Origin of the sequence: Biomaibacter acetigenes (assembly GCF_003691585.1) — a bacterium.
Taxonomy (GTDB): Bacteria; Bacillota; Thermosediminibacteria; order Thermosediminibacterales; family Tepidanaerobacteraceae; genus Biomaibacter; species Biomaibacter acetigenes.
Genome location: NZ_CP033169.1, coordinates 212,618 through 238,129, shown reverse-complemented (window position 1 = coordinate 238,129; position 25,512 = coordinate 212,618). Strand labels below are relative to the sequence as shown.

Below are 25,512 nucleotides of genomic sequence, written 5' to 3'. Positions count from 1 at the left end.
TGCTGTGTCACTGATATAGACTCCCCTTTTTTCGGTCGCTTTAAGTTTGCTCCACAGAGCCACGGCTCAGGATAACCTTTCTATAATATATCCTTCCATCAGATCCGATTCACTTACTTTTATCATAGAAATCTTTAATTTTTGCATGATTTGACGTAAAATAAGCACACCTGCCGTGATGATGTCGGCCCTTTGAGGCATGATGCCGGGAATACTCTTTCTTTCTTCTACGGTCAGCCGGCAGAACTTTTCAAAGATGCTTTCCACATCTTCCAGCTTCAGGGAAAAACCGTGAACCTTTGCCGGGTCGTATACCGCAAGACCCTGCACCACGGCTGCCAGAGTGGTGACAGTACCTCCTACTCCTACGACGGTTATGCACCTATCACTGTTGCAGGAGGTCCGGAAAGGCTCGGATTCCGGCATAACCCCTATTGTCCTTAAGTGTTCTACCTGTACATGCCTATTAAAATACTCAGCAAAACCGGAAAGCAATTCTGCCGCTGCCGATGAGGCGGTCAAAACCTCATCGATTGTTGGTGGATCCGACACAAGGTAATTTTTAGTGAAACGCACCGCTCCCATGGGAAGGCTGGTGCTTTTAAAAGCCGTGTTATCTCCCAGGCAAAGCTCCGTTGAGCCTCCACCGATATCTATCACCAGCACCGGCCCTTCAAGGCCCAGTCCCGCTATTGCGCCCTTAAAGGAAAGGCACGCCTCTTTCTCTCCGGAAATAATTTCCACATCGATCCCGGTTTTTTCTTTTATAATATGTAGAAAATCCCTGCCGTTCTCTGCTTCCCGCACCGCACTGGTAGCCAGGGCCAGTATTATATCACACTCCAGGTTCCGCGCCTTTTTTTTAAAATGCTCCAGGGCAGACAGCGTATCCCGCATGGAGGTTTCATCCAGCATATTGTTTTCAGCCACTCCTCGGCCCAAGCGGGTGGTGATGAGCTGCCTCTCAAGCGGAATGACACGCTTTCCGTCATAAACTGCCACCAGAAGCCGTATGGAATTGGAACCAATGTCAATAACAGCAACTTTCATGTCATGACATCCCTCCATCGATTGAATCAGGTTTGAGTCAGGGGACGGTTCTCTGACTCACTTGATTCAAAAACTGAAAAATCCGGGATTTCCCCCGGATAGATTTCATAACTGGTATAATTATAATTTAACTATTAATATTATATAAAAATATAATTGCTAGTAAAGCGCTCTCTTCCTCCCGTATGAACCCCTCTTCGCTTCGTGGCTTCTCCTGATATCCAGCAGTCTTTCCTCGCTGTCCTTCATGAATTTAGCCAGCTTATCCTCGAAACTGAGGTTGTCCTTTTCTTTTGCCCTCCTGTCGCGGGAGCTTTCCTTGAGCTTGCGGATGGAGAGGCTGATCTTGCCATCCTCGGAAATCCCGATGACCTTGACTTTCACCATATCATTCTCTTTCAAAAAGTCGTTGACATCTTTTACAAAACTGTCAGCAACTTCTGAAATATGGACCAGCCCTGTTACACCGCCCGGAAGTTCTACAAATGCGCCGAACTTTGTGATACCCGTTATCTTCCCTTCCACTATCTGGCCTACCTCAACAGGCATACTTAAAGAATTCCTCCTTTAGATTTTCCTTCAATACGATAATTATACTGCACCTTCCCATATTCGTCAATAATGCTCATGGCGCTGATTTGTTACTTTTATATATGTATTCATCGGGCTTTACCAGCCCCAGCTTATCCCTGGCCAGCTTTTCTATGTAGCTGTCGGTATGAAGAAGCTGAATCTGTTTTTTTAGTTGTTCCCTTTGCTGTATGGCCATTTCAATCTGCTGCCTGAGTTCGGCCTCCTGGCGGGCAAGGTCCATCATTTTAAGTTGCTGCACCACCAGTGTGTAAACCACATAAAACAGGAAAAATAATATAATCAGGTGGCGTATTTTAATTCTCGTCCTGACGGCCACCTTAAAGGCCTCCTTTTATCCAAGCTTTAGTATATATAAAATTCGACTCATTCCAGAAAAATCCTGCTACTTTTTACGCCTTATTTTAAAAAATATTCTCCGAGCATCGGCACAAATTCTTACTGGCAGGGTAAAAATTGCAAGCTTCTTTAATCGCCCCAGAGAGTACGCAACTCTCTTAAAATTTTTTCTCACATAAACATCAAAAAGCACAAATACCGCAATGACATACCTGCTTATATAGGACATGTAAAACAGGAGGCCAATAGCAAAGCCTATGAAAAGGTATCCGCGGACTTCTCCGGAATTCAGCCTGAACAGGGAATAAAAAGTCACCACACTCATGATTCCCCAAAAAGCCAAATCCCCCAGGGCGGTGAGTATGGGTCCGGGGGCGATGAGATTCCTTATGCGGCGGTAAATATCAAAAAGCAACCCCGCAAAAAACCCGAGTATGAAGGCCGCCGCCAGCAGCGCCGCCTGCTCGCTGTTTTCATAAAAATTCAAGCTCTTCACCCCCCTCAGAAAAACTTAAGCGGAAATTGGCTCATTTAAAAATGTTCCTTAAAAATCCTTTTCCCTTTTCTTTTGAAGAAGTACCTTCGGAGTACGTCAGGGATTTTATATGGCCTTCCACAATGATCAGTCCTCCATCCAGATTCAGCTGCTTCATGTGCATTTTTTCCCCTCTTATATCCAGCATGCCCTGTTCGGTTTCCAGGATCACATTTTCATCGGTGAATTTTTCCACATTTATTATTCCGCTCACATCCAGCATTTCCCTGTCCGTAAGGGTGACCTTGTGCTGCTTTGTGGCTCTGTCTTCCATAAATAAAACCCTCCCTAAATATATTTTCCCTTAAAAAATATATTCGGGAGGGCATTATTTTATGAAAGTTTGTCATCTAAAGGTTTGTCATCCGGTGGGCGGCTTCCGCCAGGCGGCTTTCGTCGCATAGCAGGGATGCCCTTATATATCCCTCGCCCTGACTGCCAAAGCCAATGCCGGGGGCCACCACCACGCCTGCCCGGTTCAAGAGCAAATCGGTAAATTCTTCGGAGGTGTAATTTTGGGGAACCTTTATCCACACGAAAAAAGTGGCCGGGGGATTTAAAACTTCAATGCCTCCCTTTCTTAAAGCGCCCACAAATACATCCCTCCGCCTCTGATATGTCTGTACAAGCTCTTTGACGCAGTCCTGGGACATGCTGAGGGCTGCCACCGCAGCCCACTGCACCGCAGTAAAAAGCCCTGCGAAGTAATGGTTCTGGATGGTGTTGATGGCCGAAATTATTTTTTCATTTCCCAGCGCAAATCCCACCCTCCATCCTGCCATGTTGTAGGTCTTGGAAAGCGAGTAGAATTCCACGCCCACTTCTCTGGCCCCGGGCACGGATAAAAAGCTGGGAGCGGTTTTTCCGTCAAAGACTATGGAACCGTAGGCAAAATCATGGGCTATGATGATGCCGTTTTCTTCCGCAAATTTCACCGTATCTTCATAGAATTCCCGGCTGCCCACCGCCGTGGTGGGATTATTGGGATAATTCAAAAACATGAGTTTTGCTCTTTTTTTAATTTCCTCTGGGATACTCCCAAGGTCCGGCAAAAAGCCGTTTTCAGCGGTAAGCGGCATAAAGTAATTTACAGCCTGAGAAAAGTGTACCCCGGAAAGATAGTCGGGATACCCCGGGTCCGGCATCAGACATATATCTCCGGGATTTAATATACACTGGGGTAGCTCCACAACGCCCGTCTTGGAGCCAAAAAGTATGGCCACCTCTTTTTCCGGCGAAAGCTCCACATCAAATTCCCGCTTGTAAAATACCGCTATGGCCTCCTTTAATTCCGGCAGGCCGGTGAAGAGCGGATACCGGTGGGTGGCAGGGTCCTCGGCGGCGCTTTTCAGAGCCTTCACAATATGTGGCGGTGTGGCAAGGTCCGGGCTTCCCCGCCCTAAATCAATGACATCCACGCCTTCGGCCTTTTGGGCCTCTGCTTTCTTGACCAGATTTGAAAAAAAGTGAACAGGAAGAGTCTTTATTCTTTCTGCTATCTGTAATTCCATTTTTATTTCCTCCCCATTCCCAGGCGGTCAGCTTCGAGTATGGCGTCTTTTACCATGTCCGGTGTCACGGTAAAAGGCATGTTGTGGATGGATTCTTCCGGTACGCAGGAAGCTTCCGCTACCCTGGTGAGTTCTTCGCCGGTGAAACCGCCTTCACACATGTCTTCAAGCGTAACCGGCTGGTGGATTCCCTTCAGGAAATCTATGAGCTTATTTATTTCATCTTCGCTTCTCTTTTCCATGGTAAGCTGCACAATAGTGGCAAAGGCCACTTTTTCCCCGTGGAAAAGGTGATGGGTTTTTTCCAGGACGCAAAAGCCGTTGTGAATGGCATGGGCGGCGGCTATGCGGCAGTTGTCGCTGCCAAGGCCGCCCACCATGCCGCTTAAAGCGATGATGGCATCGATGCATTTTTGCACAGCTTCGGTGGGCTTTTTTTGTTCCACGTCATGGGATGCCTGTATACCGTATTCAAAAAGGGTTTCGGCGCACAACCTGGCCATAGAAAGCCCCGCCACGGTGGGGATGTTTTTATTTTTATTGGCCGATGAAGCTTCGGCTTCATACCACTTCACCACGGTGTCGGCAATGCCGGCATTGAAATACCTTACGGGAGCTTCGGCTATGATGCGGGTATCCGCCAGCGTAAGGCGCGGGCTGTTTTGAAACACCGTATAGCGGATAAAGGCGCCCTCCTCATTGTAAAACACCGATAGAGGCGTCCAGGCCGCGCAGGTGGCGGCTATGGTGGGGATGGTGACAAGAGGCCGGTTGGAAAAGGCAGCCGCAGCTTTGGCGGTATCTATGGCCTTACCGCCGCCTACGCCGGCTATTACGTCAAAACTCTCATCTTCGGCCAGCTTCGCTATGCGCTGGGTTTCGGCATCGGTGACCTCGCCTCCGAAAACTTCTTTTTTATATTCCAACCCGGTTCTATCAAGACTTTCATAAAGGTCGGGCTCCACCACGCTCAGGGTGGTGTTATCTCCCACCAGCAGCACCTTCCTTCCTATGGGAGCTATGTGCTCCCCTGCGGTTTTCAAAATGCCGGGTTCCTGAATATAGCGGTTGGGTGATGCCATGACAAGATGCATTTTAAGGTTCTCCTTTTCTTTAAAAATAATTATGTTTCTAGAAAGCGGGAATCACCGAGCCCTTAAAAGTATCCTGGATGAACTTCTTAATCTCCGGTGATTGATATGCTTCCATGAATTTCTTGAAAATGGGTTTATCCCTGTCTTCGGTCCTGACGGCGGCGATGCAGACATAGGGCGAATTCGCATCTTCCACCAGGATGGAATCCTTTTGAGGATTGAGGCCCAGAGGAATAGCATAGTTTGAGTTTATAGCCGCCGCATCCACATCGGGAAGCACTCTGGGGGTCTGGGCAGCTTCTACTTCCAATACTTTTATGTTTTTCTTGTTTTCAACTATATCATTGACGGTAGCGTTTATACCCACTCCATCTTTTAGCTTAAAGAGGCCGCCTCTGGCAAAGAGTATAAGGGCTCTCCCACCATTGGTGGGGTCGTTGGGAATAGCAATCTTTGCTCCCTCAGGCAGTTCATCCAGGGATTTATATTTTTTGGAATATATAGCCATGGGCAATATGATGGTCTTTCCTATGATGGAAAGCTTGAGATTTCTGTCCTTCGTGAATTTTCAAAATAAGGTATATGCTGGAATGTATTGGCATCGATTTCGCCTTCCGAAAGGGCTATGTTGGGCCGGACATAATCATTGAACACCACCACCTGGAGGTCTATTTTTTCCTTTGCCAGGATGGGCTTTACCGCCTCCAGTATCTGGGCAAAGGGGCCGTCGGTGGCTCCCACCTTGAGTATCTGAGGTTTTTCTGAACCGGCTTTATCGCTGCCAGCATCAGGAGAAGCGGCCTTCTGTCCGCAACCCCCCAGTAAGCCAATGCTCAAAGCGGCAATGATAGTAATGGTTACAAGGATTTTTAATGTTTTCATTTCTCTTCCTCCTGTAAAATTGTGTTTTTCTAGATGAGGCGGAAGGGAAAACAAAAAACCCTCTTCCTGAGAAGAGGGTAATGTCCACTACCTTCCTCTCATCTTCCAAAGCGCTTTAGCGCTTTGCAGGAATTGGCACCGGTTCCAGCAGACATGTTGCTGACGGTTGCCGGGCTTCATAGGGCCAGTCCCTCCGCCTCTCTGGATGAGAGCATCCAATGTTAACTTTTAGCGCGCTAAAATGTTGTTGTCATAGATTATACTATTTAGACATATTATTTGTCAATATGAAAATTACCTGCTATTTTGTATCCATTCGCCAAGTATATAGTATTATAGTATTTTACAACGTTTTTCCCGGCAAGTATACAGTAAAGGTGGTTAATTCTTGACTTGATTGTACTTTTATCCAGCCGCCGCATTTATCCAATATCTTTTTTACCACATAGAGGCCGTATCCCCGTGTCTCATGCTCTCTTGTACTGTAGCCTGGTTGAAAGATTTTACCTAGATCATTTTCATCTATTCGATTGCCGTTGTTGGATATCCTGAATATAAAATATCCCTTTTTATAATCCGTTTCAAAATATATCTGCCGGTCATCCGGCTTTTCCAGTACAGCTTCTATGGCATTGTCAAGAATATTGCCGATGACCGTGCTCAGATCCCAGGAGCTGATGCCGGTATCATTTACTTTTGCCAAGACTTCGGCTTTAAAAGCTATGTTATTTCTCGCCATAAGCTCTCTTTTTACATTTACCACCGCATTTAGAGCCATGTTCCCCAGCCTCAACATTTCTCCAGTAGCCCTGTATTCCCCGGCTATGCCGTTTATATATTCTTTGAGTTCATCATATTCTTCGGTATAAAGCAAGGCTTGAATAGTCTGTATATGTTTTGAATATTGGTGCCTCTGGCCGTTCAAGGTATTCAACAATTCTTCTATCTCTTTCCAATGGGCTTTAATAGACTTATATTCGATCTCCTTCCTGGTAAAACTCTCGGTAGTTTTAATTATGTAGAAATAAAGTACCAGCGAAGCCAAGAGATAAATGATAAAAAAGGGCAAATTTCTCATATAAAGCTGCCGGTCGGAGGCTACCATCCACTGATTTAATATGAGTATAAAGAACATCTGCACTGTAAATGCAAATATAATTATGAGATTTTTATTAAACACATTCACATCATCCCACCATTTCAAAATTTATACCAATTTCTCTTTTAAAAACTGGAATCTACTTTTACTCATCAAAGCAATCTTATCATTGTCATGAAATGTAATAACATAAGACTCCCCAATGTTCTTTATCCGTTCTATCATGGTGACATTTACTATAAATGACTTGTGAACCCTGTAAAATTCTTCATTTAGATTTGATTCCAGGTCTTTCAGATTGCAATTGCACTTGTGCATTCCACTTTTGGTGTGGATGATAGTTTCTTTTCCATTCTTTTCTATAAAGATTACATCATCCAAGTTTAGAAACATTATGCCATCCTCTGTCTTGAGTGGAAACTTCCCGGTCAATTTGAGTTTATTTTTCAAGATGTCACATTCCAACTTTGTAGCCAGTTTATTTACCGTATCCAGGAATCTCTCCACATCTATGGGTTTTATGATGTAATCGTAAGGATGCACTACAAAGGATTGAGCTGCAAAATCAGGGTACCCGGTAACAAATGCTACTGACACTTTTGGGTTCAGGTCGCAGGCAATCTTTGCCACCTGGATACCGTCTATATCGGGTAAATCTATGTCAAGGATGAGTATATCGGGAGATTTTTCCTTTATTATCCGGACAGCTTCATTGCCGGTGCCGGCCCGATATATTTCATCTATGAGAGGATTTACTTCTAGAAGCTTGCAAAACATCACAAGGGTACTCTTATCATCCTCACATACCAGAATGCTCGCCATGATACTCAACCTTTCCAGTATGTTTTTTGCTTCCGACAAAATCAGCATTTAACACTCTATATCCTGCGGGAGTGATGAAAAAAAGCTCCTCAAGCGCCCCTAAAAAAAGAGCCATAATATACGTTTTTAGCCCGATAAAGTAAAATATATTGGCAACTACACCTAGAACCCCCAGCAAAATCATGGTGATGCCCTGAAGGCGTTGCCTTATCCGGACATTGCGGATTATCTTTTTCTCCGTCCCGGCAGGAACCCAATTCAATGTAATGAAAAGACCAATCATGAGAACCATATCCGTTATTAAAATCAGCATATTCAGAGGTATATCTACACGTTTTGCCACCAGACCATTTATGGAAAACATAAGGACACCGGTAATAAAACACATGCCGTAAGTTTTTAAGTGGGCTCCCCCCGCAAAATGGCGGATGAGCACATAGACCGAAAGGCTTATTATGGTCTCGGTAAATGTTTTTAAGAAAAAAGATATGGCGATGATAGATGCAATTTTAAAAAAGGTGCCTAAAATAATCATAAGCCCGTATTCTATAATTTCCGGCTTGTATCTGTCTGATGCAGCCCCCAGAATAATCAGCCTTGACAGTGTTCGAGAACATTTTTGAAGCACAGTGATTCCTCCTGCATAATTCTATATGAAATTTTTTATCATAATCTTTCAAACATGTTCAAGCGCTTAAATAAAAAAAAGATTAATATGGTTAACCCCGCCACCGGAAAGAACAGTGCTACATCCAGCCAGGGCTGTTCTTCCAGGATAAAAATAGGCATTTTAAGCCAGCTTATGACACTCAAAACCACGATGTACTGGATAAAACCATATATGACTGTCACCACAAATATGGGTATAAAGCACCGCTGGAGCTTCACTCCGCATAAAAGGCTGCACATCAATACCATCGTGGTTATAAGTATCACCGTATGGAAACTTGATAAAAAATACTGGGATACCCCCATAGATATCCTTCTTATTACAAGAGTGATGACCCCCTGGATCACTGAAATCAAAATAACTTTTTTGTAGTCCGTCTTTTCTATTTCCATCATTCTCATAGCAACAGTCAGAATCAAAAAAGCTTCAGGCACCGATACAAAAGCCGCCACATACCAGGGTATGGGAAACATGTTTTCACTCCCTAATCTTTTTAAATTCTGACTATATAAACTTCTTATATATTTTCTACATTTTTTTGGCGTTTCCTGCTTTTTTGGAACAACTGGCGGGATTTCCGGTACAACTGGCTGTTTTTGAGGTATGAACGGCGGAATGGTGATGGTATAATTTATAAAGGGATAAATAAAATTGGCGTAATGAGGATTGTAAATATAATTATTATTGTATTTAATTTTATACTTTGGGTAAATAAGAAGTTTAAAAAATAAGAAATCAAAAAGGGGAGATATGCTAACATTATCTCCCCTAATCCTTCCATTATTATTGCCATTTCAAAATCACTTTCCTTTCTGAATGATAAATTTTCATTAATATACATTTACATTTATAAAAATAATTACGGTCCCATCATCATATTCACCTCTTTTCGTTTATTACTCTTTTATTTCCCTTACACTATATAGAGAAAACAGGAGGCCTTTTTATAACCTCCTGCGAAAAATATTTTTATAATCCTTTAGCTTTTTCTTTCACGCCTTTTATTTTTGGGCTTCTCAAACTGTCACTTATTATTTGCCAGCTTCCCATAGCGGATGTCGTTATTAATAGTCCATTTAAAAAATATAACGGTAGATTTACGACTATTAATTCACCTTTTGCAATACTTGTGAAAATAACAATTATTTCAGCAACTATAAATACAAGCCATCTTGTAGGTAAAGCTTTTAAACACTTTATTTCTTTAATAAATTCCACAACAAGTACTGTGGCGGTAACGGCACCGCTCAAAGTTCCAAGGGAAACGTAAGTAAACTGATCCTCCATGTTTCTTCACCTCCAGGATGGAGAATAGATATTTTCCCAGGACATATGAGACAATTTTGATTTCTTTAATTCATACATTTTTTCATATATCCTTTCATCGTTCTTAGTGCTCTGTTCTTGATTCTATGAACAGCCGGTTGGGATATCCTCAGCTTTTCTGCAACTTCTTTTTCCGTTTTCTCCTGCAGAAATATCATTTTTATTACTTTCTGTTGCTTAAATGTCAAATGCGATAAAACTTGCTCAATATCTATCTTTTCTTCTATTTTTGATACCGTGTTGCTGCTATCAGCAATAGTGTCGATCATCTCTATAGATTCGCCTTCCGAATCATCAATGGGTTTATTAAGGATCAGCACCTCATGCTGTTTTAAGTTTTGCCGTTTTTTTGCTATTCTTAATACCTCATGTTTAATCCCGGTTATATACCATGATGTTATCCTGGCTTCTTCCGGATCATCTTCAAAAATTTCTGAAAGATATGAGACCATTTTGTCCCAGCCTCCCTTAAATATATTTTTGCCTGTACTATATAAAGAGAGGACAGGGACATGTTTTTATAACCCCTTCTGGAAAAAACCTAAAAAATTTTTATGTCTTGTTTTTATATTTATTAGCAGAGAGAAATTTTTCAAGTTCTTCCCTGCCCCAGGTACTTTTTTCTTTATATCTCATTGTCGCATTTATTATCCATTCTACAATTTCCGAGCAAACATCTTCGCTGCCAAAGCGACGGGCATATTTCTTAACAATCGGTTTAAACCGCTCAATCACTTGATTAAAAGCATCTTGATCTCCGCCTTGAGCTTTGAGTATGAGTTCTTTTAGCTTTTGTTTTTTCGCCACAATTATCATCCTCTTCTCATCATGTTTTTTTCGATTCTTTAAAAAAGACAAAAATCACCCGCCTATCGGAAAGATGGCGGGCCATTTCAAAATATATATTCAGCGGCAGCCAGGCTGTCATAGTGCAGCTAAACACCTTAGACCCTATGGCTTTGCGCCCTTATCTTTCGATAAGTTTGCCTTTATCACTTATTTCTTTCTCTTCAGGAAACTTTTTTTAGTGCATCCGGGATATCCGGTTCGTACAGTATCCATATGCTGGCGGGACTCACTGCTGTAAATGCGACTAAAGTTATTATTGAGGCTAATGATGTAAGAAGGCTTTTTCCGATTTTTTTGAACATGTTTTCGCCTCCTTTCCTATTTTTTCCTTTATTATCTTCTACATTTTTTATTATTTCCTGCCGAGTTGGAACAACTGGTGCTTTTTCCGGTACAACTGGCGGTTTTTTGGGTATGAACGGCGGAAGGGTGATGGTATAATGAAATTGCTGAAGGAGGTTTTGCCAGTGAAGAAGAAGTAGTTAGTATCTCTTTCCCTTCTTGTGTTAATACAGTTTTCTATATCTCTTTGGACAGTAAAACCTTCAATAATTTACCATTTGAATATCCGGGTGAAAAAAAGGAGCAAGTTTTCTGGGGGCACATGCATAGGACAGAATCAGGTGGATTGGAAGGTGTTACTCGAGAAGCAGACAGTGAAGGCAACTGGATGGTGACATTTTATGATATTATTTACCAAAACGTGGCCTTAATAGTTAAGGAAAAATACAAAGAGCCTGGTGGATGGTCTATTTGGTGGTCTATTTGGTGGTCTTTTTGACAGGCCCTTTAACAATAAAATGACCGGCGGATTGTTCTGCCTCCTCCACTTCATTGTAACGCAGGATTGTTTCTATTGTTACTAAATTAGACTGGATTCGGTAGTCTGGGCGTACCTCTCGATCAAAAAGTTAAGCTTGGAATTATGCATTTAAAGCAGTAATATTTAATACTTTTGCAGGAGGTAGGAATGATGAAAAAAGTTAGCGGCAGCCAGGCTGTCATAGTGCGGGCAAACACCTTAGACCCTGTGGCTTTACGCCCTTATCTTTGTTTATTTTTTTCTTCAGGAAACTTTCTTTAGTGCATCCGGGATTTCCGGTTCGTATAGTATCCATATGCTGGCGGGACTCACTGCTGTAAATGCGACTAAAGCTATTAAAGAAGCTAAAGATGCAAGAAGGCTTTCTCTGATTTTTTTGAAGTTGTGTATAAAAATATACACTTGTGGAGAGCCATACCAATAATAAGACCAAAATGACCTTAACCCAGGTCTTCTTAAGCATGGTGGTAAACCCCTTTTCAAGCCGGATTCCACTTGCTTCTGGTTACTTTTCCCACAGGAATATAGCAAACAGCCTTGCTTTTGCCTTGCTTTTTGGCCTCAAGAAGGGCTTTGTCAGCAGCCTCTATCAGTTCCTCACTGTTTTTTGCGTCCGCAGGATAACTGGCATACCCGATGGAAATAGAAAGTTTTGCATCATGAGATGCCTGACATAGCCGCTTTGCTACTTCCATGGCCACTTTCTTATCTGCATCAGGTAAAACTACGCAGAACTCGTCGCCTCCATAGCGGGCAACTATATCTTCATTTCTCACAAGGGATCTAAGTTTTTCCGCAACTTGTTTTAAAGCCCTGTCCCCTTCGGGGTGACCATATGTATCATTTATTTCCTTGAAATTATCCCCGTCTATCATAAGAAACGATACCGGATAACCCTTTCTTTTGGCCCTTTTTATCTCACTTTCCAGGCGCATCTCAAGATATCTCCTATTATACAGCCCTGTCAGCGGATCCACCACTGTCAACTCGGCCAGAGATAAGTTCATTTCTTCTAATTTCTTTTCTTTTTCATGCAATTTTTCAGTAAGATTTCCTATAACTATAGAAATCCAAACAATTATAAACATGAAGGCAAAAACCTGTCCCGTGTCCAGTAGCGCCTTCTTTTCGATAAATAAGCTTTTAAGCTCGACGGCAAGAAAGATCATACAGCAGGGTATCACCGCAATTAAAGCTCCCCTGAGTCCGTCATAATAAGCCAGGATGGCTACAGGGATAAGATAGAGGTTCCATACTTCGTCAACAAAAAAATCCGGGAAATACGTTTCCCTGATTATCGGGACGCTTAGGGAGATTATGATCGCCATCCAAAATTTCCAGGATATTTTTTTCAAGACATATCCTACAGGTTTTTCTCTCATAAAAAATCCCCTTACTTCTAATTTTTCCCCAAGCTTATTTAAATTTATAAAAATTATATCTTACCAGCATATTTTTGACAATATTTATCTTCTACTGAGGCGTATCGGCTACGCCTCGATTGCGTGTAAGTCTATTTAACAAACCCTTTTCTTTGCTGCATCTATAGATATATTTGACGATGTATTCATCGGTTTTTTGGCTAATTTTAAGAAGCAAACTTTTGCTTATATTTATTTCAGCCGCATTATTGAGTATATTTTTGGCTATCTCTAGTTTTTGTTGTTCCGTCATTTGCTTCACTCCTTAAAATTGTTAACGAAAATAATTTTACAATAAATTTGGGCTTATTGCAAATACTATTTTTGGGCTTTTGGCACATTTCAAAGTAATAAAAAGTGCATTAAAGTATTAAGCAGTACGGAGTGAAAAATATGAGAGAAAATAAAAATACAGACAACAGGGCTATAGGACAGAGGATCCGCACCGAAAGGGAAAAATTTGGGCTTTCCCGACAGGAATTTGCGGAAATATTGAGGCTTTCGGATTACTATGTGGGCCAATTGGAGAGGGGAGAACGTCAGATGAGTCTCCCCGTTTTAGTTGAAATCTCCAATTGTCTGCATGTATCTTTAGATTATCTCTTATTCGGGGAAATATCACAAATAAAATGGTTCTTTTGCAGTATCAGAAATTAAAAAAAGACTTATCATGGCAAAACCTTAACGGCTACTTTTACTATTTCCGGATCGAACTGGCTGCCAGAATATTTTATTAGTATGTCTTTGGCTTCTATGGGATTTCTTTTGTGTTGATAAGGCCTTTCAGATGTCATGGCATCATAAGCATCAGCTACCGCCATTATCCTTCCTCCCAGTGGAATATAATTTCTCAACATTCTCCCCGGATACCCCATACCATCGTAGCGTTCGTGATGGCTTCCGGCTATAATTACCAGGTCTTTTAAACAATTTATCATACTCATTATTTCCATAGTGTAAACAGGATGCCTTTTTATCAGTTTAAATTCATCCAGGGTAAGGCGTCCGGGTTTATCTAATATGGCTCTTGGAATAGCCACTTTTCCAGCATCATGTAAATAACCTGCCACTTTTAACTTTCTTGCTTGTTTTTCCGGAATACCTAATGCCTTAGCAAGAATATATGTATAAATTGCCACTCTCTCAGAATGGCCGGCAGTGTAATTATGTTTTGCATCTATCACCTCTGCAAATACTTTTATAGTTTCATCCATTTCGCTTTCACAGGGCGCCATATTGGCAGATGGTAAATTTTTCATAGTTTTTAACACTATTTGAAAAATACTTTTCTCAGATGTAATATCATCAAAAAAATCATCTTCATCAAGGGTTGCCTCCATAGCCTCATAAATCTTATCGGAAAATTCCTTTCCCCGCCGGAGCGAAAGTTTTTTCTTTATGTTTCCCGAGCTTGTAAAATTTTCTCTAAGGAGAATATCAACGGCATAAAAGATCTCCGTTCTATATTCCGGAAGTATTTTTTGTGAAAGCTTTTCTGATAAAATAGCTACCCGCCAGGCGTGATAAAGTTTTCGATTTTCACTAAAATCCATCATGAGCGACAGTGCAGCCACCATCTCAGAAAAGAAATCGTCTTTGGATTTTTCCATGCCGATCCACCGACTATTTTATTTATTTAAAAACCCATAAATTGACTCTGGTGTAAAAAGTCACTTTACTGCCGGAGATGGCCCGGCACCGCAGCTCTCCGCCGCTCTAGAGTTTAGTTCTGCACTTTGCGAAGGTTCGCCGGCAATCCGGCGTGTGCCTTGCTGCCGGCCGCAGGGCTTATGCCTTTTTTCCTCTATGTTTTCAACCTAAGAGCGGAGACTGAGAGCTTCCGGTGCTTTCGGCCGTTTCCGGCAGTGGACTTAATCTTTATACTAAAATAACAATTTAAATAAAATAAAGATATTCTTATAAGTAAATGCAACAATTTGAATAAATTGTTGCATTAATATTTTATCTAATATCTTTTAAAATTAAACAAAAAAGGGGATGAGTTTTAAAAACCCTTCACTCATCCTTTCGACCTATTAGATAGACCTAACATTTAAAGCCAGGAAGTTATTATATGTGCAGAACAAACTATTTCCACAGCTTCACTACATCCACATTTTTAAAGTAATACCGTATAATATCCTCCGGAGATTTGCCCTGTTTGGCCATGACATTGGCCCCCCACTGGGAAAGGCCTACACCGTGGCCGAAGCCTTTTCCGACCATGACCACTTTATCTCCTTCTATACGGAGGCTGGTGAGCAGGGTAGACCGCATCTTCATGCTTCCCAGGGCGATTCTAAGGTCCGGAGCATTCATCGTGGCATTGCCTATTTTTATCTGAGTTGCCCTGCCCGAAGGACCTCTTGCAGCTATGCTGACACTGTCTATGGGTCCTGTATCCTGCCCCATCTTGCTCTTTATCATGGAAGCAAGTTCACTTTTCGTAAAAGTAGCAGACCAGGTCCTTTTGCCGGCGGGTCCGGCATTGGTATCGGGGGATTTTACCACCTGAATGTAAGGTGGTTCGGCTTCCTTGAAATTCAGGCCTTCCTTGGCTGTGGCCGTTATCCCTCCGGCATGGGAATGAAACCATGCCTTGATATATTTACCCTGGTAAGTCACCACCTTACCTCTAGTCATGGATACGGCTTTTTTGATGTTTTCGTTAATATTGCCGGGATTCCAGGCCTGGGCTTCTTCGAAATCGGTGGAAATATCAGCATTGCTGTATTTGGACCCACCCTTGTCTTCAATAAATTCCAGAACGTAAGTCCGCGCCAGGATAGCCTGGGCTGCCAGTGCTTCCACAGGCCAATAGTTTTCCATCTCTCCGGCCACCACCCCGGCCACATAATCCTCCAGATTCATCTCCTTTGTGGTCTTTGTCTGTATATCATATACCCTAAGCCTGGGTTCCACACCCGCTCTCCTGTTTATTTTATCGGGTATTTTTGGCAGGGCGGGTTTTCTTGCTGGTCTTCCCCGAAGCCGGGAGCATCCAGCAGTCATAGACATTGCTAACACTAAAATCAATACCAAAGCAATCCACCGCTTTTTCACCATGTACACCTTCCTTTTTCGTCTCTATTTTGTAACTGTTCGCCATCCAGTTTATGGCGCAACTCAGTCGGTGAACAGTTGCCTATCTTTATTATTGGATACTCTCGAACAAATAATTCCGGGCATAAAAAAACAGGTCTTACAGACCTGTCCCAAAAATCTACAAAATTTTTACTTGTTAATGCTATCTTTTAAGGCTTTTCCTGCTTTAAAAGCCGGCATACTGGCGGCAGGAATGTCGATTTCCTCACCTGTCTGCGGGTTGCGGCCTTTTCTTGCACTTCTCTCTCTGACCTCAAAAGTGCCGAAGCCTACCAGCTGAACCTTGTCCCTCTTTGCGAGAGCTTCCTCAACTGCTTCGACAAAAGCATTCAATGCTTTTTCGGAGTCTTTTTTGGTCAAAACCGCTTTTTTCAGCCATAATGGATATTAGATCTGCTTTGTTCACTAAATTTCCCTCCTTGATGAAATTTACTATAAGACTATTCTCCATAAAATCCGAAAATCCTTCTTGTACAGAGGAAAATTAAAACTTTTTTTCATATTTTTTCCCTTCTTGCCATAAATGATCCATTTCCTCCAGGGTCATTTCCTGTAAATTTCTGTCAGATTTTGCCGCAGCTTGTTCGACATAATTAAATCTGCGTATGAATTTTTTGGTAGCATCCCTGAGGGCTAGCTCGGGATTGACCTCAAGAAATCTTGCCACATTCACGGCGGCAAACAGCAGGTCTCCCATTTCTTCTCTTATTTTATCACCATTTTTACCTTTATATACCTCCTTTAACTCGTCCATTTCCTCGGCGACCTTATCCATGGCATCTTTCACATCATCCCAGTCAAATCCCACCCGGGCCGCCTTTTCCTGGACCTTGAAGGCGAGCATCAAGGCGGGTAGAGTTGCGGGCAAGCTTTCCATGCCCTGAGCCTGGGTCTTTACATCCTTTTCCTCCCGCTTTATGTCCTCCCAATTTTTCAATACCTCGTCGGCGTTTTCCACCTTCACATCGCCAAAAATATGGGGATGCCTGCGGATCATCTTCTCACATATTCCGTCTATCACATCCCCCATATCGAAATCCCCCCGCTCCTGGGCCAGTCGGCAGTGAAACACGATCTGAAGAAGGAGGTCACCCAGTTCTTCTATGAAGTCTTCTTTATCGTTTCTATCAATGGCATCGATTACCTCATAGGCTTCCTCAATCACATAAGGTTTCAGAGATTCATGGGTCTGGGCCTTATCCCAGGGACAGCCGTTCTCTCCCCTCAATTTGGCCATGATATCTATAAGGTCCTGCATGTTGAATCTTGCCATTGCATTTACCTCCTGAAAACTCCAAATTTGTTTAAAATCGTGATAATACGCCTGCCGCCGGGAAGCATCTCCATATCATCCCTTCTCACTCCGCCTATGACAATCAAAAAGAACAAATAAATAATAGCCCCTGAAGTTACAGCAAAGAGAGTCGCCATGTTCTGGCCAAATCCCAGGCTCATGAACTCGCCGTGGGCAAAAAATACGAATGAGCCCATTAATATTGTTGCCATAACCGGTTTTATTATCATGTAATTTAAATCGATGGCAAGGCCGGTCCACCTGACGACTGCTCCGAAATTTAAAAGGGATGAAATAATGTAGCCCACCACCGACCCTAGAGCCGCACCTTTTATGTTTATAAACGGAATGCCAGTGAGTACATAATTTATTATAACCTTGGCAAAAGCCCCTATCATGAGGTTTCTGACGGGGATAAGGGTCTTGCCCACGCCCTGCAGGATACCGGTGGTGGTCTGGTTCAATGAAAGGAAAATAACGCCCCAGGCCAGCACCGCCAGCGGAATCCCAGCATCGGGGTTTCTGTACAATAAAATAGATATGGGCTCTGCCAGCACGAACATGCCCACGGCTGCCGGAAGCCCGAAGATTATGCTTATCCTCACTCCGGTCTCAGCCCTTAAAGCCGCCAGGCGCATGTTTTTCAAAGCCATGGCCTCGGATATGGCAGGCACCAGGCTGGCGGAAAGGGCTATGGTAACAATGGCCGGAAGATTTATGAGCGGAGCCGCCATTCCGGTAAGCTGGCCGTATAATTCAGTGGCCCTTTTCACGGTAAACCCGGCAAACTGTAGCCGCCTGTTTACTATGGCGGCATCGGCCAGGTTCATGATGGGGATGATGAGGCCTCCCAGGGTTATGGGGATGGCAAAGGCAAAAAGCCGGTATATTATGTGGAATGGATTTTCCAGTATTCTCGTAGTATCCCTGCGGAGGTTAATTAAAATATCGTTTTTTCTTTTAATATAAACAACCAGAAGTATACCCAGGCCCGCCAGGGCTCCTACCACCGGGCCGAAGGCAGCGCCAGCAGCCGCATATTCCACTCCGCGAGGGAGAAGCCATGTGGCCAGTACAAAAACCGCTATGACTCTGCCTAACTGCTCCACCACCTGGGATACGGCCGATGGAGTCATATCCTGCAGCCCCTGGAAAAACCCCCGGAAGCTGGACATGATGGAAACGAAGAAAATGGCCGGAGCTATGCTGATGATAGGATAAAGGGCCTTGGGATTGCCCAGAATCCTTACCGAAAGAGTTTCGGCCCCGGCTATTAACACCAGGGTTAAAAAAAGGCCCACTGAAGAAAGCACCACCACTGAAACTCTGAAGATCCTGTAGGCATTTTTATAGCGCCCTACGGCTACATCCTCGGCTACCATCTTGGAAATGGCGGTGGGAAGTCCCGCGGTGGAAATAGAAAGAAGGGTGACATATATGGGATAGGCCATCTGATAGAGGCCCATGCCCTCATCCTTTATCATCAATGCCAGAGGAATCCTGTAGACCGCCCCCAGTATTTTCACCACAAACCCGGCCAGGGTTAAAATCAATGCACCTTTTAAAAAAGAATTTTTTTTGTCGGTCAACAAGTTATCCGCCTTTCTTTTTCAAGCTCTGCCATTTATTATATTCTATTCAAAGACCGGCATCAATATTTTATTTTCGGGAATGAGTCACGAGTCATGAGTCATGAGTCAGGGGACGGTTCTTTGACTCATTCCCTGATTGCGCTGTCGAGGTCTTCCATGAGGTCCTCAACATTCTCAAGGCCTACTGATAACCTTATCATGCTCTCTGTCAAATCAAATTCCGAAAGTTTCTCCCTTGGGTAGCCCAGGTGTGTCATGGCTGCCGGTAGCTCTATAAGAGTCTCGCAGTCCCCCAGGCTTACCGCAAGCTTTATCAGCTTAACATTATTCACCACTTTTTTAGCTTTTTCAAGGCCTCCGTCCACTTCAAAACTCAGCATTGCTCCAAAGCCGTTCATCTGACTTTTTGCGGTCTCGTGCCCCTTGAAACTTTCAAGCCCCGGATAAAAAACGCTTTTTACTTTGGGATGCCCTTCTAGAAATCTTGCCAGCTCAAAGGCATTTTTCTCATGCTGCCTCATCCTGACGCCCAGGGTCTTTAATCCCCTGAGCAGCAACCATGCATTGAAGGGGCTCATGACTCCCCCGAGTTCACACATATAGTCAAATTTCAGCCTGTGGATGTAGGCCGCATCTTTCGAAACCGCCACCCCTCCCACCACATCTCCATGCCCTGATATGTATTTTGTGGCGCTGTGGACCACCACATCCACTCCCATGGTCAGCGGCCTTTGAAAATAGGGGGTGGCAAAGGTATTGTCGACCACCACCTTTACCCCTTTTGTTCTGGCTAATTCCACTACCTTTTTTATGTCAATAATTTTAAGGCTGGGATTAGATGGAGTCTCAAAATATATGACTCTTGTATTTTTATCGATAGTTGCCTCCAATCTCTCCATGTCGGTCATATCTACTATCCTGCATTCTACTTTGTATTCCGGCAACAACCTGGTTATGACGGTATAAGTGGAACCGTAAAGGCAATTGTTGGCCACCAGGTTGTCTCCAGGCTTTAGAAAAGAAAAAAGAGTTGAAGATATGGCAGCCATACCCGAGGCGAAAGCCACCGCCGCATTGCCGCCTTCCAGGGCGGCCATCCTGTTTTCAAACAGCTTCAGGGTGGGATTGTTACCTCTTGTGTAAACATAGTCGTCACTCTCAAAGGACATGGCCTTTTCCACCTGTTCTATGCTGTCGAAGGTGAACGTGGAGGTCTGAAAGATGGGCGGATTCAATGCGTTTTCCGGATTTTTGCCTTCGCTTCCGGCATGGATGGACATGGTGTCAAACCCAAATTTTTTATCTATCTCCAATTTACGGCCTCCCTAATCAATATTAGGGGACGGTTCTTTGACTCATCAAGATGAGTCAAAGAACCGTCCCCTGACTCACCCTCATAACTTGATAAGAGCTCTTGCACACGAACAATTTTCCTGGCTTAAATCCCCAGCAAGCGACTTAATAAAGGCTCCGGTCACTTTTTCCTTGCTTTGCGAAAGTACCCCTTCGATATCGTGCAATGCGATCCCTTCGCCTTTTACACCTGTACACCAATTTGTTATAATCCCCACTGCTGCATAACACATGCCCAGTTCCTTTGCCAGCACGACCTCAGGCACATTGGTCATGCCTATGACATCACCACCTAACTGTCTGTATATTTTTACTTCATGAAGTGTTTCAAATCTGGGTCCTTCAGTACAGACATAAACGGCGTCACCTTTTACATCTATGGCATCCTGCTTTGCCATATCATAAAATATTTTTCTTAGGTTTTTACAATAAGGGTCGCTCATATCAACGTGGACTACGCCTTCTTCCCCTCCCTCATAAAAAGTCATTGGCCTTGCCTTTGTGAAATCAATAAAATCTTTGATGACCACTATATCCCCGGGAGTAAAATTTTCATTACAGGAGCCCACTGCCACCGTGGCATACACATATTTTACTCCCAGCTCCTGGAGCGCTTTCATATTTGCCCTGTAATTTATGAGATGGGGGGGCACGGAGTGGCCCCTGCCATGCCTTGCGAGAAAAGCCACTTCTTTATGGCCAACCTTTACGATATCCACTTCCACCGCACCGTAGCGCGTATTTACAATTTCATGGCGATATTCTTGACTCAAGCTATATACTCCCGTCCCGCCAATGATGGCTCCTTCCATAAACACCGCCTTCCTTTTATTCCCTCAATTTAAGAATATTTTCCTTAAACGGTTTTTTCACGATACCCTTTTCCGTTATAATACCGGTTATATTTTCGCCCGGCGTGACATCAAAGGCCGGATTATATACATCTATCCCTTCCGGGGCTATTCTCACGCCCGATATGTGTGTGACCTCTTCGGCGCTTCTTTCTTCTATTTTTATCTCTTTGCCCGACTCTATGTCAAAGTCTATGGTGGTTGTGGGGGCCACTATATAAAAGGGCACGCCGTAGACTTTTGCTATCACCGATAACATGAAAGTACCTATCTTGTTGGCCGTATCGCCGTTGGATGCGATTCTATCGGCACCTACCAGGATAAGGTCAATCTTTCCGTCCCTGATTAAAGTGGCAGCCACACTATCCGCTATAAGCTTTGAGGGTATGCCTTCCTGCGCAAGCTCCCAGGCTGTAAGCCTTGCGCCCTGTAACCTGGGTCTGGTCTCATCCGCATAAACAAATATATCCTTGCCGGAGTAAAAGGCTTCTCTTATGACCCCCAGGGCTGTCCCGTAGCCCGTAGTAGCCAGAGCCCCGGTATTGCAGTGAGTGAGTATGATGGCCTTTTGAGGGACTATGCTGTTCCCAAACTCTGCTATCTTTTTGTTTGTGGAAAGATCTTCTTTAAAAATGCTGTCTGCTTCCTCTCTTAGCTTTTCATATATTTCCTCGGTTTCCAGAGACCTATTTTCCTCCAGAACCTTTCTCATCCTTTTTATGGCCCACATCAGGTTAACCGCGGTGGGCCTGGAATTATATAGCACATTGCAGGCTTCATACATCCTTTTTATAAAATCTTCTTTATCGTATTTCATAAATTGCCGGGCAGCCAGCACCACACCGTAAGCGGCAGCAGCTCCTATGGCCGGAGCTCCCCGTACCACCATGTCCTTTATGGCAAAATCTACATCCTCGAACGTTTCGCAAACGAAAAATTCATAATCGGTGGGAAGCTTTCTCTGGTCGAGCAAAAATAGCTTTTCATCTTTAAATTCAATAGTTTTTATCTTTGACATGCTATCACCCTTTTCTGATTTGGGATTGAAATATCTTAAATATAACTTTCAAAGCATCTTTTCTGTAAAAAACTTCCTCTTACCTCCTCATGAGGTCCTTGGCAGCTTTTTCGGTTTCGAACATAATTCGTTCAGTATCAATAGTTTTTATCTCGTAATCTTCCATGACAATTTTCCCATCCACGATTACCGTCTTTACATCGGAAGCCTGGGCCGAATAGGCCACTGCGGAAATAATGTTATGCCTCGGGTAAAAATGCGGTTTTTGTGTATCGATTATTATCAAGTCCGCCTTTTTGCCGACTTCTATGGATGCTATTTCTTTTTCCAGGCCCAGGGCCTTTGCTCCATTTACCGTGGCCATTTTAATGGCGGTGATGGCGGGAATGGAAGTGGCATCATGGTTTACGCTCTTATTTATGATGGCCGCCAGATTTATCTCCTCAAACATATTCAGGTTGTTATTGCTGGATGGACCGTCGGTGCCCAGTGCTACATTGATGCCCTTTTTAATCATTTTCTCTACCGGCGCAAAGCCGCTGGCAAGTTTCAAGTTGCTTGTCGGGTTGTTTACGACACTCACTTTATTTTCAGCCAGTATTTCTATATCTTCATCGGAAAGGTGCACACAGTGGGCTGCCACCGTGGGTATATCAAATAACCCCAGGTCATAAATATGCCTTACCGGAGATTTGCCGTAATTTTTAAGACTTTCTTCTACTTCATCGGCGCTTTCTGCAATGTGGATGTGAATTCCCACATTAAGTTCCCTCGCCAGTTCTACTACTTTTCTTAAATATCCGGGGCTACAGGTATACGGGGCGTGGGGGCCCACCATGACCTTTATCCTTCCCCCGGCACCATTGTGCCAGCTTTTATAAAGCTTTCTCGTCTCTTCAAACCTGCGGCCATCATCGTTGTCGCCGCCCACCAGGCCTCTGGCAAGGACCGCCCTGATGCCCGCTTCCTCCACGGCCTTTGCTGTTTCCTCCATGAAGAAATACATATCTGAAAAGCAGGTTACCCCCGACCTTATGAGCTCTGCTACGCCCAGCATAGAGCCCCAGTATACATCTTGCGCTGTAAGCTTTTCTTCTAAAGGCCAGATCCTGGTCTTGAGCCACTCCATGAGGGGTAGATCATCGGCATAATTCCTGAAAAGCGACATGGCTATATGGGTATGGCCATCTATAAGGCCCGGCATTACCAGGCTTTCTCTGGCATCTATGACCTTTTCTGCGTAAAAATCCTCCGGAACTTCGCCTATATACTTTATCTTATCCTTTTCAATGGCTACCTCCACGTTTTCGACAGGTTCCTCTTTATCACCCATGGATAAAAGTGTGGCATTTTTAATTAAAATATTCATTTTCCCCTTTCCCTCCCTCAAACTGACTTTCCTCTATGGATACCCATTTAGTCCCAGGGTCTATCCTAATTTTCTTATAATTTCAGTGATGCTTTCCAGTTTCTCCAGGCCGGTTTCTATCTGTATGAAAGGTTGCCTGCTACGAGTAAATCGTATCATCGTTATAATATCGTGTCAATAATGAACATAACAACTTATTTATAAAGTTCACAAAAAGTTTAAAAAAAAGTTAACAAGGTTTCTGGCTTTATTTTTAAAAATGTATTATAATAAAATTTAAATTGTCTATGTTAAGTTTTTATCTATCTAATATCCGGATTGGAGGTTGTGACATGGAAAAACTGGCAAAAATCGGCCTGACAAATGTAAAACAGGTCTATAAGAATCTCTCGGTGCCCCGTTTGATTGAGGAGGCATTGAAAAGGAAGGAAGGCTTTTTGACAGATTCCGGGGCCTTAAACGTCTATACCGGAAAATATACCGGCAGATCGCCTAACGACAAGTTCATTGTAGACGAGCCCTCTGTGCATGATGACATCTGGTGGGGCAACAACAAACCCATTTCGCCCGAAAAATTTGAAAAACTGCTGCACCGGCTGCAGGCTTATCTGCAAAATCGCGACCTCTTCATCTTCGACGGATTTGTGGGAGCCGATCCCAAATTGCGGCTGCCCATCAGGGTTATAAACGAGTACGCTTATCAGAATCTTTTTGCTCATCAGCTTTTTTTAAGGCCCACCGATGAAGAACTGAAAACCCATGATCCACAGTTTACCGTGATCGCCGCACCCGGTTTCAAAGCCATACCGGAACTGGATGGCACCAATTCCGAAGCCTTTATAATCATAAGCTTCGAGAAAAAGCTCATCATTATCGGTGGTACCCATTACGCCGGTGAAATCAAAAAATCTATATTTTCCATAATGAATTACCTCATGCCTAAAAAGGGAGTACTCTCCATGCACTGCTCCGCCAACATGGGCGGGGACGGGTCTACCGCGCTCTTCTTCGGGCTTTCGGGCACCGGAAAGACCACTCTGTCGGCAGACCCCGACAGGATGCTTATAGGTGATGACGAGCACGGCTGGTCCGATGACGGTATTTTTAATTTCGAAGGCGGATGTTATGCCAAGTGTATCAACCTCACTGAAGAAAGGGAGCCCCAGATATACAGAGCTATAAAATTCGGTGCTGTGCTGGAAAACGTTGTTATAGATGAAGAAAAAAGGATCCCCGATTATGACAGCGACAGGGTGACTGAAAACACCCGGGCGGCATACCCTGTAGATTTCATCCCGGGAGCGGTTATCCCCGGTGTGGGCGGCCATCCTAAGACCGTGGTTTTCCTGACCGCCGATGCCTTTGGAGTGCTGCCTCCCATAGCGAAACTTTCCAGGGAGCAGGCCATGTACTACTTCATCTCCGGCTATACCAGCAAGCTGGCCGGTACCGAAAGGGGCATTACCGAACCCCAGGCCACCTTCTCTTCCTGCTTCGGTGCACCGTTCTTACCTCTGTCGCCCATGGTCTATGCAAAGCTGCTGGGAGAGAGGATAGAAAAATACGACGCCAACGTATTTCTGGTAAACACCGGCTGGACAGGAGGCCCTTATGGTGTTGGCAACCGCATGAACCTCAAGTACACCAGGGCTATGATAAAGGCGGCATTGAACGGCGAGCTGGATAATGTGGCTTACGAGCAAGACCCCATTTTTAATCTAATGATTCCGAAAACCTGCCCCGGCGTTCCTGAAAATGTCTTAAATCCCAGGAACACCTGGCAAGACAAGGCTGCCTATGATGAAACGGCTAAAAAACTTGCCGCAAGCTTCAAAAAGAATATCGGCAAATTCGAGGGCATAGCCCCGGAAGTCCTGGCGGCGGGACCGAAACTCGAAGTTTGAAGTTAGAAGTTCGA

27 protein-coding genes, 3 pseudogenes and 3 riboswitches are annotated in these 25,512 nt (G+C 43.8%); of the genes and pseudogenes, 2 read left to right on the top strand and 28 right to left on the bottom strand.

The genetic code is table 11. The annotated features are described in order from the left end of the window. Positions 1-66: 66 nt before the first annotated feature. The 19 genes and pseudogenes from D2962_RS01050 to D2962_RS17795 form a co-directional block, all read right to left on the bottom strand. A complete protein-coding gene (locus tag D2962_RS01050) occupies positions 67-1,050 on the bottom strand; it encodes a Ppx/GppA phosphatase family protein (RefSeq protein WP_122013848.1) in 984 nt (327 codons plus the stop codon). A 159-nt stretch (positions 1,051-1,209) separates the two neighbouring features. Next, on the bottom strand, positions 1,210-1,599 hold the full coding sequence (locus D2962_RS01045; RefSeq protein WP_120767209.1) for a S1 RNA-binding domain-containing protein: 390 nt from the start codon (positions 1,597-1,599) through the stop codon (positions 1,210-1,212). 76 nt (positions 1,600-1,675) lie between these two features. Continuing rightward, positions 1,676-1,960: an FtsB family cell division protein gene (locus D2962_RS01040; RefSeq protein WP_120767208.1), complete on the bottom strand. Its 285-nt coding sequence runs from the start codon at positions 1,958-1,960 to the stop codon at positions 1,676-1,678. Between the two features lie 66 nt (positions 1,961-2,026). Then, complete coding sequence (gene yabQ / locus D2962_RS01035) at positions 2,027-2,467, bottom strand: spore cortex biosynthesis protein YabQ (RefSeq protein ID WP_162991033.1); 441 nt, start codon at positions 2,465-2,467, stop codon at positions 2,027-2,029. A gap of 40 nt (positions 2,468-2,507) precedes the next feature. Next, positions 2,508-2,789, bottom strand: coding sequence for a sporulation protein YabP (gene yabP, locus D2962_RS01030; RefSeq protein ID WP_122013847.1), 282 nt, complete (start codon positions 2,787-2,789; stop codon positions 2,508-2,510). 76 nt (positions 2,790-2,865) lie between these two features. Next, complete coding sequence (locus D2962_RS01025; RefSeq protein ID WP_122013846.1) at positions 2,866-4,026, bottom strand: aminotransferase class I/II-fold pyridoxal phosphate-dependent enzyme; 1,161 nt, start codon at positions 4,024-4,026, stop codon at positions 2,866-2,868. Between the two features lie 2 nt (positions 4,027-4,028). Then, entirely contained in the window at positions 4,029-5,120 is a 1,092-nt protein-coding gene (locus D2962_RS01020; RefSeq protein WP_122013845.1) for an iron-containing alcohol dehydrogenase family protein, read from the bottom strand. Positions 5,121-5,157: 37 nt separating this feature from the next. Further along, positions 5,158-6,002 (bottom strand): annotated as a pseudogene (locus tag D2962_RS01015) (MetQ/NlpA family ABC transporter substrate-binding protein). A gap of 95 nt (positions 6,003-6,097) precedes the next feature. Next, a riboswitch (SAM riboswitch) is annotated at positions 6,098-6,214 on the bottom strand. Positions 6,215-6,345: 131 nt separating this feature from the next. Further along, a complete protein-coding gene (locus D2962_RS01010; RefSeq protein ID WP_147421248.1) occupies positions 6,346-7,182 on the bottom strand; it encodes a sensor histidine kinase in 837 nt (278 codons plus the stop codon). Positions 7,183-7,209: 27 nt separating this feature from the next. Continuing rightward, the gene (locus D2962_RS01005; protein WP_120767201.1) at positions 7,210-7,923 is read right to left on the bottom strand and encodes a LytR/AlgR family response regulator transcription factor; all 714 of its coding nucleotides are present in this window, start codon (positions 7,921-7,923) and stop codon (positions 7,210-7,212) included. Beyond that, positions 7,901-8,551 carry an accessory gene regulator ArgB-like protein gene (locus D2962_RS01000; RefSeq protein ID WP_120767200.1) on the bottom strand — a complete coding sequence of 217 codons (651 nt, stop codon included), beginning with the start codon at positions 8,549-8,551 and terminating at the stop codon, positions 7,901-7,903. Before D2962_RS01000 ends, D2962_RS01005 begins: the two co-directional genes overlap by 23 nt. A 38-nt stretch (positions 8,552-8,589) precedes the next feature. Then, positions 8,590-9,066 (bottom strand): hypothetical protein, encoded by a 477-nt coding sequence (locus tag D2962_RS00995; RefSeq protein ID WP_120767199.1) that lies wholly within the window; start codon positions 9,064-9,066, stop codon positions 8,590-8,592. A gap of 496 nt (positions 9,067-9,562) precedes the next feature. Then, entirely contained in the window at positions 9,563-9,880 is a 318-nt protein-coding gene (locus D2962_RS00985; protein WP_120767197.1) for a hypothetical protein, read from the bottom strand. A gap of 65 nt (positions 9,881-9,945) precedes the next feature. Continuing rightward, entirely contained in the window at positions 9,946-10,371 is a 426-nt protein-coding gene (locus D2962_RS00980; RefSeq protein ID WP_120767196.1) for a sigma-70 family RNA polymerase sigma factor, read from the bottom strand. Between the two features lie 100 nt (positions 10,372-10,471). Continuing rightward, entirely contained in the window at positions 10,472-10,777 is a 306-nt protein-coding gene (locus D2962_RS00975) for a helix-turn-helix domain-containing protein (protein ID WP_120767195.1), read from the bottom strand. A gap of 50 nt (positions 10,778-10,827) precedes the next feature. Next, a riboswitch (cyclic di-GMP riboswitch) is annotated at positions 10,828-10,917 on the bottom strand. 12 nt (positions 10,918-10,929) lie between these two features. Then, positions 10,930-11,070, bottom strand: a complete 141-nt coding sequence (locus tag D2962_RS00970) for a cyclic lactone autoinducer peptide (protein WP_122013844.1) — start codon at positions 11,068-11,070, stop codon at positions 10,930-10,932. A 683-nt stretch (positions 11,071-11,753) separates the two neighbouring features. Then, a riboswitch (cyclic di-GMP riboswitch) is annotated at positions 11,754-11,837 on the bottom strand. Next, entirely contained in the window at positions 11,835-11,993 is a 159-nt protein-coding gene (locus D2962_RS18980; RefSeq protein ID WP_281273761.1) for a cyclic lactone autoinducer peptide, read from the bottom strand. Its footprint overlaps the riboswitch before it by 3 nt. A 77-nt stretch (positions 11,994-12,070) precedes the next feature. Beyond that, the gene (locus tag D2962_RS00960; RefSeq protein WP_122013843.1) at positions 12,071-12,973 is read right to left on the bottom strand and encodes a GGDEF domain-containing protein; all 903 of its coding nucleotides are present in this window, start codon (positions 12,971-12,973) and stop codon (positions 12,071-12,073) included. 91 nt (positions 12,974-13,064) lie between these two features. After that, positions 13,065-13,265, bottom strand: coding sequence for a hypothetical protein (locus D2962_RS17795; protein WP_222927617.1), 201 nt, complete (start codon positions 13,263-13,265; stop codon positions 13,065-13,067). Between the two features lie 140 nt (positions 13,266-13,405). Here D2962_RS17795 and D2962_RS00950 point away from each other — a divergent pair. Continuing rightward, positions 13,406-13,627: pseudogene (locus D2962_RS00950) on the top strand (helix-turn-helix domain-containing protein); the annotation flags it as partial. Between the two features lie 53 nt (positions 13,628-13,680). Here the strand turns inward: D2962_RS00950 and D2962_RS00945 are convergent. From D2962_RS00945 to D2962_RS00905, 9 genes and pseudogenes are all read right to left on the bottom strand, one after another. Beyond that, positions 13,681-14,622: an HD-GYP domain-containing protein gene (locus D2962_RS00945; protein ID WP_122013842.1), complete on the bottom strand. Its 942-nt coding sequence runs from the start codon at positions 14,620-14,622 to the stop codon at positions 13,681-13,683. 478 nt (positions 14,623-15,100) lie between these two features. Beyond that, positions 15,101-16,078: a SpoIID/LytB domain-containing protein gene (locus D2962_RS00940; RefSeq protein ID WP_245984832.1), complete on the bottom strand. Its 978-nt coding sequence runs from the start codon at positions 16,076-16,078 to the stop codon at positions 15,101-15,103. A 168-nt stretch (positions 16,079-16,246) separates the two neighbouring features. After that, positions 16,247-16,523, bottom strand: a pseudogene (locus tag D2962_RS00935) (HU family DNA-binding protein). A gap of 78 nt (positions 16,524-16,601) precedes the next feature. Then, on the bottom strand, positions 16,602-17,390 hold the full coding sequence (mazG, locus tag D2962_RS00930) for a nucleoside triphosphate pyrophosphohydrolase (RefSeq protein WP_120767186.1): 789 nt from the start codon (positions 17,388-17,390) through the stop codon (positions 16,602-16,604). A gap of 5 nt (positions 17,391-17,395) precedes the next feature. Next, positions 17,396-19,000: a putative polysaccharide biosynthesis protein gene (locus D2962_RS00925; RefSeq protein ID WP_120767185.1), complete on the bottom strand. Its 1,605-nt coding sequence runs from the start codon at positions 18,998-19,000 to the stop codon at positions 17,396-17,398. 128 nt (positions 19,001-19,128) lie between these two features. After that, positions 19,129-20,316, bottom strand: a complete 1,188-nt coding sequence (locus tag D2962_RS00920) for a trans-sulfuration enzyme family protein (RefSeq protein WP_120767184.1) — start codon at positions 20,314-20,316, stop codon at positions 19,129-19,131. Between the two features lie 81 nt (positions 20,317-20,397). Further along, on the bottom strand, positions 20,398-21,168 hold the full coding sequence (locus D2962_RS00915) for an S-methyl-5'-thioinosine phosphorylase (RefSeq protein ID WP_122013841.1): 771 nt from the start codon (positions 21,166-21,168) through the stop codon (positions 20,398-20,400). 16 nt (positions 21,169-21,184) lie between these two features. Beyond that, positions 21,185-22,225: an S-methyl-5-thioribose-1-phosphate isomerase gene (gene mtnA / locus D2962_RS00910; RefSeq protein ID WP_122013840.1), complete on the bottom strand. Its 1,041-nt coding sequence runs from the start codon at positions 22,223-22,225 to the stop codon at positions 21,185-21,187. A gap of 79 nt (positions 22,226-22,304) precedes the next feature. Then, complete coding sequence (locus D2962_RS00905) at positions 22,305-23,594, bottom strand: amidohydrolase (protein ID WP_122013839.1); 1,290 nt, start codon at positions 23,592-23,594, stop codon at positions 22,305-22,307. A gap of 332 nt (positions 23,595-23,926) precedes the next feature. Between D2962_RS00905 and pckA the strand changes: the two genes are divergently transcribed. Beyond that, positions 23,927-25,498 carry a phosphoenolpyruvate carboxykinase (ATP) gene (gene pckA / locus D2962_RS00900; RefSeq protein WP_122013838.1) on the top strand — a complete coding sequence of 524 codons (1,572 nt, stop codon included), beginning with the start codon at positions 23,927-23,929 and terminating at the stop codon, positions 25,496-25,498. The last annotated feature ends 14 nt before the right edge of the window (positions 25,499-25,512 follow it).